Annotated in this window: 15 protein-coding genes; 5 read left to right on the forward strand and 10 right to left on the reverse strand. The window is 67.1% G+C overall.

Annotated elements, in window-relative coordinates; all coding sequences use genetic code 11:
- Nucleotides 1–46: 46 nt before the first annotated feature.
- Nucleotides 47–838, forward strand: a complete 792-nt coding sequence (locus tag AC3WLY_RS25690) for a DODA-type extradiol aromatic ring-opening family dioxygenase (RefSeq protein WP_175921025.1) — start codon at nucleotides 47–49, stop codon at nucleotides 836–838.
- Between the two features lie 109 nt (nucleotides 839–947).
- On the opposite strand, the gene AC3WLY_RS25695 is transcribed toward AC3WLY_RS25690, so the two are convergent.
- Complete coding sequence (locus AC3WLY_RS25695; protein ID WP_175963175.1) at nucleotides 948–2546, reverse strand: APC family permease; 1599 nt, start codon at nucleotides 2544–2546, stop codon at nucleotides 948–950.
- Nucleotides 2547–2967: 421 nt separating this feature from the next.
- On the opposite strand from AC3WLY_RS25695, the gene AC3WLY_RS25700 reads away from it, so the two are divergent.
- Nucleotides 2968–3171 (forward strand): cold-shock protein, encoded by a 204-nt coding sequence (locus AC3WLY_RS25700; protein WP_034183701.1) that lies wholly within the window; start codon nucleotides 2968–2970, stop codon nucleotides 3169–3171.
- A gap of 94 nt (nucleotides 3172–3265) precedes the next feature.
- Here AC3WLY_RS25700 and AC3WLY_RS25705 read toward each other — a convergent pair whose 3' ends face one another.
- The 3 genes from AC3WLY_RS25705 to AC3WLY_RS25715 form a co-directional block, all read right to left on the reverse strand.
- Nucleotides 3266–4516: an Hsp70 family protein gene (locus tag AC3WLY_RS25705; protein ID WP_492308832.1), complete on the reverse strand. Its 1251-nt coding sequence runs from the start codon at nucleotides 4514–4516 to the stop codon at nucleotides 3266–3268.
- Nucleotides 4517–4703: 187 nt separating this feature from the next.
- Nucleotides 4704–5309, reverse strand: coding sequence for a nitroreductase family protein (locus AC3WLY_RS25710; protein WP_492308831.1), 606 nt, complete (start codon nucleotides 5307–5309; stop codon nucleotides 4704–4706).
- Between the two features lie 156 nt (nucleotides 5310–5465).
- Entirely contained in the window at nucleotides 5466–6749 is a 1284-nt protein-coding gene (locus AC3WLY_RS25715) for an MFS transporter (RefSeq protein ID WP_175963253.1), read from the reverse strand.
- A 220-nt stretch (nucleotides 6750–6969) separates the two neighbouring features.
- Between AC3WLY_RS25715 and AC3WLY_RS25720 the strand changes: the two genes are divergently transcribed.
- On the forward strand, nucleotides 6970–7593 hold the full coding sequence (locus AC3WLY_RS25720; protein ID WP_492308830.1) for a TetR/AcrR family transcriptional regulator: 624 nt from the start codon (nucleotides 6970–6972) through the stop codon (nucleotides 7591–7593).
- Between the two features lie 76 nt (nucleotides 7594–7669).
- Complete coding sequence (locus AC3WLY_RS25725; protein WP_105392241.1) at nucleotides 7670–8242, forward strand: DUF1415 domain-containing protein; 573 nt, start codon at nucleotides 7670–7672, stop codon at nucleotides 8240–8242.
- Nucleotides 8243–8291: 49 nt separating this feature from the next.
- On the opposite strand, the gene AC3WLY_RS25730 is transcribed toward AC3WLY_RS25725, so the two are convergent.
- The 5 genes from AC3WLY_RS25730 to AC3WLY_RS25750 all read right to left on the reverse strand — a co-directional run bounded on the left by AC3WLY_RS25730 (nucleotide 8292) and on the right by AC3WLY_RS25750 (nucleotide 12151).
- Nucleotides 8292–9182, reverse strand: coding sequence for a class I SAM-dependent methyltransferase (locus tag AC3WLY_RS25730; RefSeq protein WP_175963180.1), 891 nt, complete (start codon nucleotides 9180–9182; stop codon nucleotides 8292–8294).
- 89 nt (nucleotides 9183–9271) lie between these two features.
- On the reverse strand, nucleotides 9272–10405 hold the full coding sequence (locus tag AC3WLY_RS25735; RefSeq protein ID WP_492308829.1) for a methyltransferase: 1134 nt from the start codon (nucleotides 10403–10405) through the stop codon (nucleotides 9272–9274).
- 126 nt (nucleotides 10406–10531) lie between these two features.
- On the reverse strand, nucleotides 10532–10864 hold the full coding sequence (locus AC3WLY_RS25740) for a YegP family protein (RefSeq protein WP_072442988.1): 333 nt from the start codon (nucleotides 10862–10864) through the stop codon (nucleotides 10532–10534).
- Nucleotides 10865–11030: 166 nt separating this feature from the next.
- Complete coding sequence (locus AC3WLY_RS25745; protein WP_034183694.1) at nucleotides 11031–11525, reverse strand: LEA/WHy family protein; 495 nt, start codon at nucleotides 11523–11525, stop codon at nucleotides 11031–11033.
- A gap of 416 nt (nucleotides 11526–11941) precedes the next feature.
- Nucleotides 11942–12151 carry a hypothetical protein gene (locus tag AC3WLY_RS25750; RefSeq protein WP_165948084.1) on the reverse strand — a complete coding sequence of 70 codons (210 nt, stop codon included), beginning with the start codon at nucleotides 12149–12151 and terminating at the stop codon, nucleotides 11942–11944.
- A 17-nt stretch (nucleotides 12152–12168) separates the two neighbouring features.
- Between AC3WLY_RS25750 and AC3WLY_RS25755 the strand changes: the two genes are divergently transcribed.
- Nucleotides 12169–14337, forward strand: a complete 2169-nt coding sequence (locus AC3WLY_RS25755) for a M1 family metallopeptidase (RefSeq protein WP_492332728.1) — start codon at nucleotides 12169–12171, stop codon at nucleotides 14335–14337.
- Nucleotides 14338–14471: 134 nt separating this feature from the next.
- Here the strand turns inward: AC3WLY_RS25755 and AC3WLY_RS25760 are convergent, their stop codons facing one another.
- Entirely contained in the window at nucleotides 14472–15392 is a 921-nt protein-coding gene (locus tag AC3WLY_RS25760) for a LysR family transcriptional regulator (RefSeq protein ID WP_034183692.1), read from the reverse strand.
- Between the last annotated feature and the right edge of the window lie 8 nt (nucleotides 15393–15400).

Genomic DNA, 15400 nt, shown 5'->3' on the forward strand with positions numbered 1-15400 from the left:
GGTGCACGCCTATAGTCACAGGCAAACCCTTTTGCAGGCCACCGCCATGAACCGCTTGCCTTCGCTGTACCTGTCCCACGGCGCGCCGACGCTGCCGATTGACCCGACGCTGCCGTCCGGCGCGTTCACGCACCTCGGCGCCGAATTGCCGCGCCCGCGCGCGGTGCTGATGCTGTCCGCGCACTGGGGCACGCAACAGCCGGTCGCGAGCGTCGCCGCGCACCCGGAAACGATCCACGACTTCTACGGCTTTCCGCGCGCGCTGTACGAGATCCGCTATCCGGCGCCGGGTGCCCCCGACGTCGCCGAGCGCGCGGCCGCGCTGCTGAACGCGGCGGGCATCGCGACCGCGACGACCGAGCACGGGCTCGACCACGGCGCGTGGGTGCCGATGCTGCTGATGTTCCCGGAGGCCGACGTGCCGGTCGCGCAGTTGTCGATCCAGCCGCGCGCGGACGCGGCCCATCACTTCGCGCTCGGCCGCGCGCTGCGGCCGCTGCGCGACGAAGGCGTGATGGTGATCGGCTCGGGCCAGATCACGCACAACCTGCGTGCCGCCGATTTCAGCGCGGCGCCCGAGGATGCGGACCCGCGCGTGGCGGAATTCACCGACTGGTTCGAGGCGAAGCTCGCCGCGCGCGACGTCGACGCGCTGCTCGACTACCGCCGGCAGGCACCGCATGCGGCGCTGATGCATCCGACCGACGAACATCTGCTGCCGGTGTTCACGGCGCTCGGCGCGGCGGACGACGACTACCAGCTCGGCATCCAGTCGCTCGGCACCTACCAGCGCGTGCTCGCGATGACGAACTACGTGTTCGCGAGCGCGGCCGCCTGAATTCCGCGAGACAACCGGCGACAACAAACGAAAAACCCGCCCGGGCATTGCCCGGGCGGGTTTTTTTCGCTGCTTCCTGCCGCCGCCGGATCCGGCGGCAGGTCACGCGTCAGACACCGACCCCTTCGAGGATCTCGTCGTGCGACTCGCGCTCGTCGAGATACTGGGTCCGGTAGCCGGTACTCACGCCCCAGAAGTAGAACACGAGCGAAATCGCGGCAACGATCAGCATGTCCCAGCCGTACGGCAGATAGCCGCGACCGCCGAATTCCTTGCTGCCGATCAGCGACAGCACGGCCATCGTCGGCAGGTACGCGACCAGCCACCATGCGGCCTTCAGGTCGGCGCCCCAGCCGGTCCAGCCCGACTTCGCCTGGAAGTAGAAATACACCGGCAGTGCGACGATCATCAGCAGGATGATTTCGCCCGTCAGCGGCCACTTCGCCCAGTACAGGATCAGCGACGCGCAGACGAACGCGAACGGTGCGATCAGCTTCATCAGCGGAATCGACAGCGGGCGCTCGATGTCGGTCGCCGCGCGGCGCAGCGCCATCAGGCTGATCGGGCCGGTCAGGTACGAGATCACCGTCGCGACCGAGATCACCGCCGCGAGCGAGCTCCAGCCGCGGAAGAAGAACAGGAAGATGAACGAGACCAGCAGGTTGAACCACATCGCCTGGCGCGGCACGCCGTAGAGCGGGTGCACGTTGCCGAACATCTTCGGCATCGTGTTGTTGCGCTCCATCGCGTAGATCATCCGGGTGGTCGTCGCCATGTAGGTCGTGCCGGTGCCGCTCGGGCTGATGAACGCGTCGACGTACAGCAGGATCGCAAGCCAGTTCAGGTTCAGCGCGATCGCGAGTTCCGCGAACGGCGACGAGAAGTTGAAGTGCGACCAGCCCTGCGCGACGTCGGCCGGATTCACCGAGCCGATATAGGCCACCTGCAGCAGCACGTAGATCACGAGCGCGATCAGGATCGACGAGATCACCGCGAACGGCACGCTGCGCGACGGATTGCGCGCTTCGCCCGCGAGGTTCACGGGGCTCTGGAAACCGTTGAACGCGAACACGATGCCGCTCGTCGCGACCGCGGTCAGCACCGCCGACCAGCCGTACGGCGCGAAGCTTGCATTGGATGCAGTGCCGAGGTTCTCCGAATGGAAGCTCGTCAGCATCAGGCCGAGGATCGTGAGGCCGGGGATCAGGAACTTGAAGATCGTGATTGCGGTGTTCGCACGCGCGAAGGCCTTCACGCCCCAGTAGTTCAGCATGAAGTAGATGACGACCAGCACGGCCGACAGCAGCAGCCCTGGTGTCGTCAACTCGCCGTTCACGAACAGGCTGTGCGCCCACGGATACGGCCACGTGCTCATGTATTGGATCGACGCTTCGGCCTCGATCGGGATCACGGAGACGATCGCGATCCAGTTGGCCCATGCGCTGATGAAGCCCACCAGCGAACCGTGCGAATAGCGCGCGTAGCGCACCATGCCGCCCGACTCGGGGAACATAGCGCCCAGTTCGGCATAAGTCAGTGCAATCGCGAGAATCACGACCGCGCCGATGATCCATGCGCAGATCGCCGCCGGACCGGCAATCTTCGCGGCCTTCCAGGCACCGAACAGCCAGCCCGAGCCGATAATCGAACCCAGCCCCGTCAGCATCAATGCAAACGGGCCGATGTTCCGTTGAATAGAACTCTTCACATCCTCTCCTGTGTCTCAAAAAGCATGGTCGGCCCGCGGTCCGGGATCGGCTCGGACAGCACCGCGCACGCATTCTTGGGGGGACGAGTCATCCGATCGGGGCAACCCGTCCGCGCGGCGCGTAGTTTAACGGTTGCACCTCGAACGTGGCGCCAAAATCGTTCGTCCCCTACAAAAAATTCGCATCGCTCGCAAGCTTTGTAAACCTGATCTACGCAATAACCCTGAGAGCATGGAAATACGGTTGACCACACGATCGATTAGCCGTATAAAGGACTTCGCAGGATTTCAAGCGGCGAGTGAATTGGTTCTTTCGTAGTTCGCCCATCAACGGTACTCCGGTTGGTCCTATTACCCCCTTCCTTGATTTTCCGCACCCCATGGGCTTCGGCCCCGTTTTATCTTTTTAGGAACAAGTAACATGGCAACCGGTACCGTCAAGTGGTTCAATGACGCAAAGGGCTTCGGCTTCATCACCCCGGAAGGCGGCGGCGACGATCTGTTCGCGCACTTCTCGGAAATCCGCACCGAAGGCTTCAAGACGCTGCAAGAAAACCAGAAGGTCGAATTCGAAGTGAAGACGGGCCCGAAGGGTCTGCAAGCTGCGAACATCAAGCCGCTGTAAGTTCTGCGCGAGATTTGATGTAAAAAAGCCCCGCTTCGGCGGGGCTTTTTGTTTTCCGCGCCAATCCGGCACGGCGGAACGCGGCTGCCTACATTCAGCCGAACAGCCGCTGCGCGTGAATGCCGAGCCCCGTCGCGACACTCGCGAGGCGGTCGCCGAATACCGGCTGCGCATCCGCGAATGCGCCCGCGAGCGCACCCGACAGGAACGCGAGTCCCGTCGAGCCGCCGGTGAAATACAGTGCGCCGACGTCGCGCGGCGCAACGCCCGCGAGCCGCACCGTCTCGCGCGCGGCGTCGACGATGCGCGCGGTGTCGTCGCGGCTCGCATTGACGAGACGATCGGCGTCGAACGCGATCAGCAGGTCTTCTTCCACGTCGTTCAGGTCGATCATCGTCTCCCCGCCCGCCGCGACGCCGATCTTCGCCTCTTCCGCGCGCGCCATCAGCGCATGCCCGAGCCGCTGCTCGACCACGCTCGTGAGCCGGTCGTACTGCTGCGCATCCTGGTACAGGTGCTTCATCAGCTTCAGCTCGCCGAGCCGCTTCGGCGTGTAGACCGTGTTGATCAGGTGCCAGGTCGCGAGATCGAAGTAGATCTTGTTCGGCAGTTCGCGCCCTTCCGGGTCGAGCGAACGGTAGCCGAACGCGGGCAGGATCGCCGCCAGTTCGACACGCCGGTCGTAGTCGGTGCCCGCGACGTGCACGCCGTGGTGAGCCAGCACGTCGTCCTTGCGCTCGAGCCGCGCCATCCGCTCGGGCCCGACGCGCACCAGCGAGAAGTCGGACGTGCCGCCGCCGATGTCGGCGACGAGCACGAGGCGTTCGGCCTGCTGGCGCGATTCGTAATCGAACGCGGCGGCAATCGGTTCGTACTGGAAGTGAACGTCCACGAAGCCGACCGACCGCGCGGCCGCCTCGAGCTGATCCTGCGCGAGACGGTCGGCGCGCGGATCGTCGTCGACGAAGAACACGGGCCGGCCGAGCACCGCGCGGCCGATCGGCGCGCCCGCGCGCGCTTCGGCCTTGCGCTTCAGGTGCGTCAGGAAGCGCGCGATGATTTCGGTGTACGCGATCGCGCTGCCGTCGCCGAGATCGGTCGTCGTTTCCGCGAGCGGCGAGCCGAGGATGCTCTTCATCGAACGCATCAGCCGGCCGTCGAAACCATCGATATAGGACGCCAGCGCCGCGCGGCCGTACTCGACCGTCTCCTCGTCGTTGTTGAAGAAGATCGCGGTGGGCAGCGTCAGGTGGTCGCCCTCGACGGGCGCGAGGCGCATGCCGTCGCCGTCGGGCAGCGCCACGGCGGAATTGGACGTGCCGAAATCGATCGCGCAGTAAGTCATGGGAAGTTGCCGCAGCAGGGCCGGCGCGAAAACGGAAAGGACGGGCTTTTTAACATGAAGCCCGCGGGATCACAACCGGGGCCCGCCACCGGTGCCGCGGAACGGGCTTCGGTGACGACGGCGCGCGGCCTGGCGCGCCGCGGATACGCGCGGACGGGGTGCGCGACGCAGCCGCCCGCCTGGCAGGTCAGGCTGCCGCGTCGAAGCTCTTCTTCCACGTGCCCGCATACACGACCTCGCCGATCGCATGGCGCGTACGCGGTGCCTTCTCGCGATCGCGCAGCACGGGATCGAGCTTGTCGACGTTGCCGTAGTGGCCGAGCGAGATGATCGACAGGATCGCGACGTCGGACGGAATCGCAAACGCGTCGCGGAACGCCTTCGTGTCGAAACCGCTCATCTGGTGCGCGGCGAGGCCGAGCGCGTGCGCCTGCAGCACCAGCGACATCGCGGCGGCGCCTGCGTCGTACAGCGCGGTCGGCGCCGGTTCGCCCTTCGGCGTGAGCGTATGCGCGGTCACCGCGATCAGCACGGGCGCCGGCGCATTCCAGCCTTGATTGAACGGCACCAGCGTCGCGAATGCGCGCTTGAATGCGTCTTCGTCCTGCGTGCGCTCGAATACGATGAAGCGCCACGGCTGCGCGTTGTACGCGGACGGCGCCCAGCGCGCGGCTTCGAGCACCGCGTGCAGATCGCCGGCGCTGACGGACTCATCCGAATAGGCGCGCGGGCTCCAGCGGCCCGCGATCAGATCGTGAATCGAAACAGTGGTGGGAGCAGGTTTGACGGACATGCAGTTCCTCGCTGACATCGATGAAGGGGCGCGAACGCCTGGCGAACCGCAAGCATACCCGCTTGAGCGGTTGCGCGCCCGATCCTCCCGCGCTATGCAAATCACCGTACCTGCAATGGCCGGCCGCATGCGGTGCGGCCGGCCGGGCCACCGTGCTCAGGCTGCCTGAGCTGCCGCACGCGACGGGCCGCGGTTGATTCGCAGCACGATCAGCGCACCGACGATGCACAGCCCGCCCGAGATCATCGACGCGATCGTGTAGGTGCCGAGGCTCGCGCGCAGCAGCCCCGCGCCGAGCGCCGCGAATGCCGCGCCGAGCTGGTGGCCGGCGACGATCCAGCCGAACACGACCGGCGCCGCAGCCTTGCCGAACACGTCGGTCGCGAGGCGCACGGTCGGCGGCACGGTCGCGATCCAGTCGAGCCCGTAGAACATCGCGAACAGCGGCAGCCCGAAGAAATCGATGCCGAACGCATGCGGCAGGTAGATCAGCGACAGCCCGCGCAGCCCGTAATACCAGAACAGCAGCACGCGGTTGTCGTAGCGATCGGACAGCCAGCCCGACAGCGTCGTGCCGAACAGGTCGAATACGCCCATCGCCGCGAGCAGCGACGCGCCCTGCACTTCGGTCATCCCGTAGTCGCTGCACATCGCGATCAGGTGCGTGCCGACGTAGCCGTTGGTGCTCGCGCCGCAGATGAAGAAGCTGAAGAACAGCAGCCAGAAATCGCGCGAACGGCTCGCCATCAGCAGCGTGCGGAACGCGACCGCGAGCGGGTTCTCCTTCGTCGCGTCGGGCGCGGGCGGCGCATCGGCCGGCTCGCCGTACGGGCGCAACTGCACGTCGGTCGGCCGTTCGGGCAGCAGGAACGCGACGAGCGGAATCACGATCGCGGCCGCCACCGCGACGACGAGCACGACCGGCCGCCAGCCATGGCGCTGCGCGATCGCCGCGAGCATCGGCAGGAACACGAGCTGGCCGGTGGCCGTGCTCGCGGTCAGGATGCCCATCACGAGGCCGCGCCGCGCATGGAACCAGCGCGTGACGAAGGTCGCGGACAGCGTCAGCGCGACGACGCCCGTCGAGCAGCCCACCATCAGGCCCCAGATCACGACCATCTGCCAGCTCTGCGTCATCATCGACGACAGCGCGACGCCCGCGCTCATCGTCACTAGCGCGGTGAGGATCGTCGGGCGCAGCCCGAAGCGCTGCATCGCGGCGGCCGCGAACGGCCCCGTCAGCCCGTACAGCGCAATGTTCACCGAGATCGCCAGCGAAATCGCCGCGCGGCTCCAGCCGAGTTCGCGCTCGAGCGGCACCATCAGCACGCTCGGCGTCGCGCGCGTGCCGGCTGCCGCCAGCAGGATCAGGAATACCACCGCTGCCGCGAGCCATCCGTAGTGGAAGCGCCCGCCGATTCGTGTCACCGCCCAGTTCATCGTCATGTTCTCCAGTTGGCGGCTCCGGCGCCATCGCACCTGCTCCGCCCCACCCAGCCAGGCCACCTCTGCCGCACACTGCATCGGCTGACCCGGGCCGACGCTTGGCATTTGTCTGTCGCTCCGGCCGGCATTGTTACCGATCGGTCACAACTGTGTTGCGATCGTAGTTACCAGTCGGTAACATGTCAAGCAATTCATCACGTAGTCGAGGGTCATCATGTCCGGCATCGAAGCCGCCAAACCACCGCTAGCGCGCCGCACGCGCCGACCGATCGACGGGGCCACCGCGCACGAGCACCTGCTGCGCGCCGCAGAGGAGCTGTTTTACAGAGAAGGCGTTCGCACGGTCGGCGTCGAGGCGGTCGTCGAGCGCGCGGGCGTCAACAAGATGAGCCTGTACCGCCAGTTCTCGTCGAAGGACGAGCTGATCCTCGCGTACCTGGAGCGGATGGACGCGTGCTTCTTCGAGCGTCTCGAGACGAGCGTCGCCAAGCATCCGGGCCAGCCGAAGGCGCAATTGATCCAGTATTTCGTCGATCTTGCCGAGCGCGCGACGCAGAAGGACTATCGCGGCTGTCCGTTCGTCAACGTCGCCGCGGAATTCCCGGATGCGTCGCACCCGGCGCGCGAGCGCGTCGCGCAGAACAAGGAACAGTTGATGAAGCGGCTCGTCGCGCTGTGCGAAGACGCCGGCGCACGGCAGCCGCAGGCGCTCGCCGATGCGCTCGCGCTGGTGGTCGAAGGCATCTACGCGGCGAGCCAGACCTACCGGCACGGCGAAACGCCGATCGGCATCGCGCCGGCGCTCGTCACGCAGTTGATCGAGGCCGCATGCGCATGACGGGCGGCGCACGCCCGAACCCGGCGTGCCCGCTACAATGCGGCCCTCTCCGCTCCACCGCCCGACTGGTTTCACGATGACCGACACCCGCCCCGAATCGCACGACGATATCCTCGCCGCCACGCGGCATTGGCTTGCGCGCGCGGTGATCGGGCTCAATCTGTGCCCGTTCGCGAAAAGCGTCTATGTGAAGGAACAGGTGCGCTATGCGATCAGCGAAGCGACGACGCTGGAAGACGCGCTCGCCGAGCTCGAAACCGAGCTGCGCGCGCTCGACGCGGCGGACCCGCAGCAGGTCGACACGACGCTCGTGATCTTCCCGCATGCGTTCGCCGATTTCGTCGACTACAACGATGCGCTGTTCTTCGCCGACCGGCTCGTGCAGCAGTTGCGGCTCGACGGCGTGCTGCAGATCGCGAGCTTCCATCCGCAATACCGGTTCGAAGGCAGCGCCCCCGACGACATCGAGAACTACACGAACCGCGCGCCGTATCCGATCCTGCACCTGCTGCGCGAGGACAGCATCGCGCGCGCGGTCGACGCGTTCCCGGACGCGTCCGCGATCTACGAAAAGAATCAGGAAACGCTGCGCCGCCTCGGCCACGACGGCTGGCGCGAATGGATGCGCCGGCCGGGCGACGACGTCTGATGCGCTGCGCGCTCGCGCCGGCCGCTACGCGGTTCGGCCCGCTCGCGCGTCAGCCTTCGGCCGGCGCGACGGCCTCGCCGGCCGCTGCCGCGGCCTCCGGCACGAAGAAGCGCTCGTTCAGTTCGGCGAGCCCGAACATGCCGAGGATCTCGTTCAGCCGCTCGCCGGGCCGCCGGCGCGGCAGGTTCTTGTACTGCGCGATGATCAGCTCGTTCTTCATCGAATGCTCCCAGCCGACCAGCTCGGTCACGCTGACCTGGTAACCATGCGCCTCGAGCTGCAGGCAGCGCAGCACGTTGGTGATCTGGCTGCCGAATTCGCGCGTATGCAGCGGATGCCGCCACACCTCGGTCAGCGCGTTCGCGAGCGACTTGCCCTTGTTCCGGCGCAGCACGCCCGCGACTTCCGCCTGGCAGCACGGCACCAGCACGATGTGCTGCGCACGCTTCGCGAGCGCGAAGCGGATCGCGTCGTCGGTCGCCGTGTCGCACGCGTGCAGCGCGGTGACGACGTCGACCGTTTCGGGCAGCTGCGGCGACGTGATCGAATCGGCGACCGACAGGTTCAGGAACGACATGCCGCCGAACCCGAGCCGCGCGGCGAGTTCGGCCGAGCGCGTGACGAGCTCCTCGCGCGTCTCGATCCCGTACACGTGCGACGCGAACGCCGGCGTGCCGTGCCCCGGCTGCTGCTTGAAGAACAGGTCGTACAGGATGAAGCCGAGATAAGACTTGCCGGCGCCGTGATCGACGAGCGTCACGCTGCCCTTGTCGGCCTGCACGCCGGCAAGCAGCGGCTCGATGAACTGGAACAGGTGATAGACCTGCTTCAGCTTGCGGCGGCTGTCCTGGTTCAGCTTCCCGTCGCGGGTGAGGATGTGCAGTTCCTTCAGCAGCTCGACGGACTGCTCCGGGCGGATTTCGTGGGTCTTGTTCGACATCGTGATGCGGCGCCGGGCCACGGTCGGTCGACCACGGCCCGGCGGCGGGAATTCGTGAGGGAGAGTGACAGTTTACCGAAAATGCGCGGTCAGGCTCGGGCGCCGAGCCGCCACAGCGAAGTGACCTCGGCACGGCGTGCCGCATGCAGCGGATCGTCGGCGTCGGTCGACTTCGGGTGCGCGGGGCGGATGTCGTCGCGGCCGAGCACGACGAGGCCCGCCTCGTCGATCCATTGCAGCAGCGTGTCGCGCGGCCGCAGGCCGAGGTGCTCGGCGAAATCGGACAGGATCAGCCAGCCCTCGCCGCCCGGCTCGAGATGTGCGGCGAGCCCCGCGAGGAAACCGCGCAGCATGCGGCTGTCGGGATCGTAGACCGCGTATTCGATCGGCGCGCTCGGCCGGGCCGGCACCCAAGGCGGGTTGCAGACCACGAGCGGCGCACGGCCGGCCGGAAACAGGTCGGCCTCGACGACGTCGACGCGATCCGCATGACCGAGCCGCGCGACGTTCTCGCGCGCACAGGCGAGCGCACGCGGATCCTGGTCGGTCGCGACGACGCGCTCGACGCCTCGCGACGCGAGCACGGCCGCGAGCACGCCGGTGCCCGTGCCGACGTCGAACGCAAGCGACGTCGCCGGCAGCGGCGCGCGCGCGACGAGTTCGACATATTCGCCGCGCACCGGCGAGAACACGCCGTAGTGCGGATGGATCGGCGCGCCGCCGAGCGCCGGGATCGGCACGCCCTTCTTGCGCCATTCATGCGCGCCGACGAGGCCGAGCAGTTCGCGCAGCGACACGACCGACGGCGCGCCGCCAGGGCCGTACGCCTCCTCGCATGCGGCGCGCACGTCGGGCGCGCGGCGCAGCGGGATCGTGTAATCGGCGTCGAGAGGAATCAGCAGCATCCCGAGCGTGCGGGCACGCTGCGACTGCGCGAGACGATGCAGGTTGAATGCGTCGACGCCGGCCGCGGCCTTCGCCTTCTTCGGCTTGCGCTCGACGCGGCGCGCCATCGCCTGCACGAGCTGGCGCGCATTCTGGAAGTCGCCCTGCCAGACGAGCGCGGTGCCCTCGCACGCAAGGCGGTAGGCCGCGTCGGCAGTGAGGCGGTCGTCGGCGGGCACCGCGCGCTTCGGCGGCTGCACGCCGGCTTCGGAGCGCCAGCGCACGGCATGATCGGCGCCGTCGGCGTCGGTCCAGTGGAAAACGGGGAAATCGGTCACGCGAACTCGGTTACGGTTGGGCTTCAACGGGCGGCGGCATCGCGCCGCGCGGCTCACACCATACCGCGCTTTGCCCGCGCGGCAAAGCGCGGGCGGCGGCACGCACCGCCGCCCGGGACGCGCGCGTCAGGTCTCGTCGTCGAGCGCCGCGTCGGGCGCGTTCTGCTTCACCGACGCGATGCCGTTCTCGCGGCCCGCTTCGGCCTTGTACAGCTCGCTCGTGCCGATGACCTCGTGATTGCCGGCCTTCAGGTTGAACATGAACTGGCCGTTGCTCGCGGTCTTGCGCTCGTAGCGCGCGTCGTCCGGCGCGTTCTTGCGCACCGACGCGACGCCGTTCTCCGCCGACGCCTTGGTCTTGTAAAGCTCGCTACGCAGGATGATCTCCCCGTTGCCGGCCTTCAGGTGGAACAGGAACTGACCGTCGCTCGCTTTCTTGATGACGAATTTCGCTGCCATAGGGATCCCCTCGGGTGAAAGTTCGTCCGGCCCTCCGGACCCGGCCAGTTTAAGCGCGATCCCACCGGGAAAACGCAAGGCCGATGCAATTCAATCGTCAGGAATCGTCAGGGCCGGCGCGCGCCGCTTCGTCCGGAATGACGCCGGCATCCGCGCGGCGCGCAGGCTATCCGCCCCATCCCGGCATCGCGGGCAGGCGCAGCGTGCCCGCGTCGTTGAAGTGCACGGTGCCGAGCACGCCGCCGGCGAGCCGGCCGCGCAGCGCATACGGCAGCTCGCCGTTCGCGGCCGCGCCGGGCAGGTTCCACGCCTGCCGCGCGGCGGCGAATGCCGACACGGAAACCGGCACGTCGAGCACGGCCTCGCCGAAACGCGGCACGGTGCCCGAGCGATCGCTGACGCCGCTCGCGAACGGCGTGCCGTTCAGGTCGAGCGCGACCGAGATGCCGTCGTACTCGATCGGCGCATCGTTCGGGTTCTGCACGCGCAGCTTCAGGCTGAAACGCATCTCGAGCCCCTGCCCGACGAGCGGGTCGAGCCCGGCGACCGACACGCGCACCGGGTCGCGCGTCAGCCCCGCGCAACCGCCGAGCAGGAACACGGCGGCAAACAGCAGCAGCACGGCGCGCAGCGGCGCGATACGGAACAGGGCTCGTGGCATCGGAAGGTCTCCTCGCGGCAATCGGTGAACGGGTCGTCGATGCATTGTACCGAGCGTGCCGCGGCACGCCGGGTTTCGTAGTTTTCGCAGCCCCGCCAGATCGTTAATAGATTAAAACTACGAAGCCATCAGTCAAACGGAAAGCGCATTAATGACTTCCAGCATTCAATGAAGCGGGAAAAATTCAATAGATGCATCTTCTAAATTTTTCGTTTCCTTTACCTAAAACCATCAAGTATATTTACGCATCCTTCGAGCTGGCCGACAAACCTTGAAGCCGCATGACGGCGAATTTACGGAACGGCAACCCGCCTTCCTTCCGTCCTGCGGACTGGCCCGGCCAGCCCCGTAGGTCGTCGGTTCAAAGGGATTGCGCGCCCATGCAGGGCGTGCCGCCCCGTGTCGTGCGCGCGAAATCAATTCAGTACAACACGCGCCCGTCCATTTTGAACCGGCAAGTTAACCGACATCCGGAAATCCAGAGGGGGCAGTAAACCATGATTACCTTCACGTAGTCGGCCGCCGTCTTTTTCGAATAATCCGTCATTGGCATTTTCATCGCTGTTGATTAACGGCGAGGGGATTGCTTTTGCCGGCGTTTTCGCAGCACTGAACGATTCTTTCAACAATCGAGGTTTCAGTCATGTCGATCAACATTCGCAAGATGCGTTATCTGCCGCTCGTCGCCGCACTCGCGCTCGCCGGATGCGGCGGCGACGACGGCGGCGCGGGCTCGGCTTCCGCGCTCAGCTCCGCCGGCGCGCCGCACTCGGGCTCGTCGCCCGCCGTCACCGCGCCGCCGAGCGCATCCAACGTCGACAAGAGCGTGTCGCCTGTCGAGCTGCCGGACACCGTCGTACCCGTGAACTACCGGCTGTGGTTCCGCCCGAACGAAGCGCTGAACGCGTTCGACGGCCGCGCCGACGTCGAGATCAAGGTGCTGAAGCCGGTCAACAACATCGTGATCGCCGGCCACCGGATCAAGTTCGCGAACGGCCGCATCACGCTGCAGCCGGGCAACATCCAGCTGATCGCGACGCCGCAGGACAAGGGCGACTTCTATCAGCTGCGTCCGCCGAGCGGGACCATCGCGCCGGGCAACTATTCGCTGCACATGGAGTGGTCGGGCATCATCAACTTCAAGTCGTATGACGATCCGGTCAACCACACCGGCGGCAGCTGCGGCGACGATCCGTATCCGGGCTGCTCGGCCGCGGAAGGCATCTTCCGCGTCGACCTGAAGAGCACCGACGGCACGACGAGCGGCGCGATCCTCACGCAGGGCGAAACCAACCTCGCGCGCCAGTGGTTCCCGGGCTGGGACGAGCCGGCATTCCGCCCGACCTATGAAGTGACGGCCGAAGTGCCGCAGAACTGGCGCGTCGTGTCGAACGCGGCCGAGAAGCCGTCGACCAGCGTCGGCGGCGGCTACAAGCTCGTGCAGTTCGAGAAGACCCCGCCGATGCCTTCGTACCTGCTGTTCTTCGGCGGCGGCCTGTTCGACACCTACGAGGACGACTTCACGAGCCCGCTGCCGGGCGGCAAGGGCGGCCTGCACCTGCGCGTGTTCACGCCGCCGGGCATGAAGGACTGGGCGAAGCCGGCGATGGACCGCACCAAGCAGGCGCTCGACTACTACTACCGCTACACGGGCATCGCACTGCCGCTGACGAAGTTCGACACGGTCGCCGCAAACGACGCGTTCAAGGAGCAGAAGGACCTGAACTTCGGCGGGATGGAGAACTGGGGGTCGATCCTCGAGTTCGCAGACGACATCCTGCCGCAGCCGGGCCAGCCGATGTCGCGCTACGGCAACGAGGTGCTGACGCACGAAGTCGCGCACCAGTGGTTCGGCGATCTCGTCACGACCGACTGGTGGGACAACGTGTGGCTCAACGAGTCGTTCGCGACGTTCTTCGAAACGAAGACGACGATCCAGTTCTTCCCCGACGAGTTCAGCTGGCTCGACCAGGTGAAGAACAAGTACCGCGTGATCAATCGCGACATCGGCCCGAACGCGTTCCCGGTCGCGCCGAACTTCAACGACTGGGCGTCGAACGACTTCGTGCTGAGCGCCAGCGCGTTCACGTACGACAAGGGCGGCCACGTGCTGAAGACGCTCGAGAACTATCTCGGCGAACAGACGCTGCGCAAGGGTCTGCAACAGTACCTGGTCGACTATTCGTTCGGCAACGGCACGCCGAAGCGCCTGTGGGATGCGCTGTCGAAGGAGAGCGGCCAGTCGGTCGGCCCGATCGGCGACAGCTACGTGCGCCAGACCGGCGTGCCGCTGATCTCGCTCGACACGCAGTGCGACATGACGAAGAACCAGACGATCGTCACGCTGAAACAGCAGCCGTTCCCGAACAAGAACGCGTATCCGGGCCTGCAGTGGACGGTGCCGATCACGCTCGCGTACGGCCAGGGTCTCGCGAGACGCACGACGCTCGCGCTGAAGGACACGCAGGCGCAAACGCGGATCGACGGTTGCACGGGCGTGGTCGCGGACCCGAGCGGGCTCGACTACTACGTCGTGAACTACAGCGACGCGGCCTGGAGCGGGTTGCTCACGCAGGTCAACGGCTCGCCCGATCCGGTCCTGCTGTCGAACCTGAAGAGCGAGGCCGCGCTGCTGGTCGCGAACAACCTCGCGCCGGCTTCGCGCTCGACGTCGATCGGTTCGGTCGCTTCGCCGGCCGCGATGAAGCTGCGCCAGACGCCGACCTTCGGCGGCATCGCGCCGGCGACGAAGGAACGCCCGGCCCTGCAATACCAGGGCATTTTCAAGCCGCGCAAGGTAGTGACGCAGTAACGGTGCGCGTCCGGCCGGCGCCGCGCAGCCTGCGGCGCCGGCCGGCGTACCTCCTCCCGACCTTTGACGGGCCTCGCGAGCGAGGCCCTTTTTTCTTTCGGCGCGGCGCTATCGCCCGACGCCCCTTCCTGCGCTTACGCCCACGCGGCATCCCACGCCGGCTGCGCGAACCACGTTGCCAGGAACGCGACGAGCCGCGACGCACGCGCGCTGCCGCGAGCCTGCTGGCGCAATACGTGGATCGTCGCGTGCTCGGGCGCCGCCGCATACTGCGGCAGCACCGCGCGCAACCGTCCGTCGCGCAATGCATCCCCGGCGAGCCAGGTCGGCAGGTGCGCGAGACCGAGCCCGTCGATCGCCGCTTCGAGCAACGCCTCCGAATGATTGCTGCGAAACCGCGGCTGCGCCGGTACGTGGCGGCGGTCGCCGAAGCGCCAGGCGCCCGGCGGCGGCGCGCCATGCCACGCGAGACAGTCGTGTCCGGCGAGCGCGTCGGGCGATTCGGGCTCGCCGCGCCGCGCGAGGTAGGCCGCGCTCGCGCACAGCACGCGCCGCTGCGGCGCCAGTACGGTCGCGACGAAGCGCGTGTCCTCGAGCGGGCCGATGCGCACCGCGAGATCGACATCGGAACCGAGCCGCGCACCCTGCAGGTCGACCATGCTGTCGGTCAGCACCAGGTCGACCTGCAGCGCCGGATGACGCTGCATGAACGCGGCCAGCGCGGCCATCAGGTGCAGGCGGCCGAACGGCGCAGGGCAGTCGACGCGCAGCAGCCCGCTCGGCTCGTCGTGCTGGCTGTGCAGGTCTTCCTGCAGGCCGCGCAGCTCGGCCAGCATCCGCAGCGCGCGCCCGTACAGCAACTGCCCGGCCTCGGTCGGCCGCAGCGCATGGGTGGTGCGATGCAGGAGGCGGATGCCGAGCTGCGCCTCGAGCCGGTCGATGCGCCGCGTAACCGACGACGCGGCGACGCCCAGCCGGCGCGCGGCCGCCGAGAAGCTCTGCTGGTCGACCACGTCGACGAACAGCGCCAGATGCGGGGAAAGGAAGTCGTCCATTCAGGGGC

This window comes from Burkholderia sp. FW306-1C-G01B (assembly GCF_058781685.1).

What these genes read in the sequence shown, in the direction of transcription:
- AC3WLY_RS25700 (WP_034183701.1), top strand. Translation starts at nt 2,968, where the DNA reads ATGGCAACCGGTACCGTCAAGTGGTTCAATGACGCAAAGGGCTTCGGC.
- AC3WLY_RS25705 (WP_492308832.1), bottom strand. Translation starts at nt 4,516, where the DNA reads ATGACTTACTGCGCGATCGATTTCGGCACGTCCAATTCCGCCGTGGCG.
- AC3WLY_RS25715 (WP_175963253.1), bottom strand. Translation starts at nt 6,749, where the DNA reads ATGAACTGGGCGGTGACACGAATCGGCGGGCGCTTCCACTACGGATGG.
- AC3WLY_RS25745 (WP_034183694.1), bottom strand. Translation starts at nt 11,525, where the DNA reads ATGCCACGAGCCCTGTTCCGTATCGCGCCGCTGCGCGCCGTGCTGCTG.
- AC3WLY_RS25755 (WP_492332728.1), top strand. Translation starts at nt 12,169, where the DNA reads ATGTCGATCAACATTCGCAAGATGCGTTATCTGCCGCTCGTCGCCGCA.
- AC3WLY_RS25690 (WP_175921025.1), top strand. Translation starts at nt 47, where the DNA reads ATGAACCGCTTGCCTTCGCTGTACCTGTCCCACGGCGCGCCGACGCTG.
- AC3WLY_RS25710 (WP_492308831.1), bottom strand. Translation starts at nt 5,309, where the DNA reads ATGTCCGTCAAACCTGCTCCCACCACTGTTTCGATTCACGATCTGATC.
- AC3WLY_RS25730 (WP_175963180.1), bottom strand. Translation starts at nt 9,182, where the DNA reads ATGTCGAACAAGACCCACGAAATCCGCCCGGAGCAGTCCGTCGAGCTG.
- AC3WLY_RS25720 (WP_492308830.1), top strand. Translation starts at nt 6,970, where the DNA reads ATGTCCGGCATCGAAGCCGCCAAACCACCGCTAGCGCGCCGCACGCGC.
- AC3WLY_RS25725 (WP_105392241.1), top strand. Translation starts at nt 7,670, where the DNA reads ATGACCGACACCCGCCCCGAATCGCACGACGATATCCTCGCCGCCACG.
- AC3WLY_RS25760 (WP_034183692.1), bottom strand. Translation starts at nt 15,392, where the DNA reads ATGGACGACTTCCTTTCCCCGCATCTGGCGCTGTTCGTCGACGTGGTC.
- AC3WLY_RS25740 (WP_072442988.1), bottom strand. Translation starts at nt 10,864, where the DNA reads ATGGCAGCGAAATTCGTCATCAAGAAAGCGAGCGACGGTCAGTTCCTG.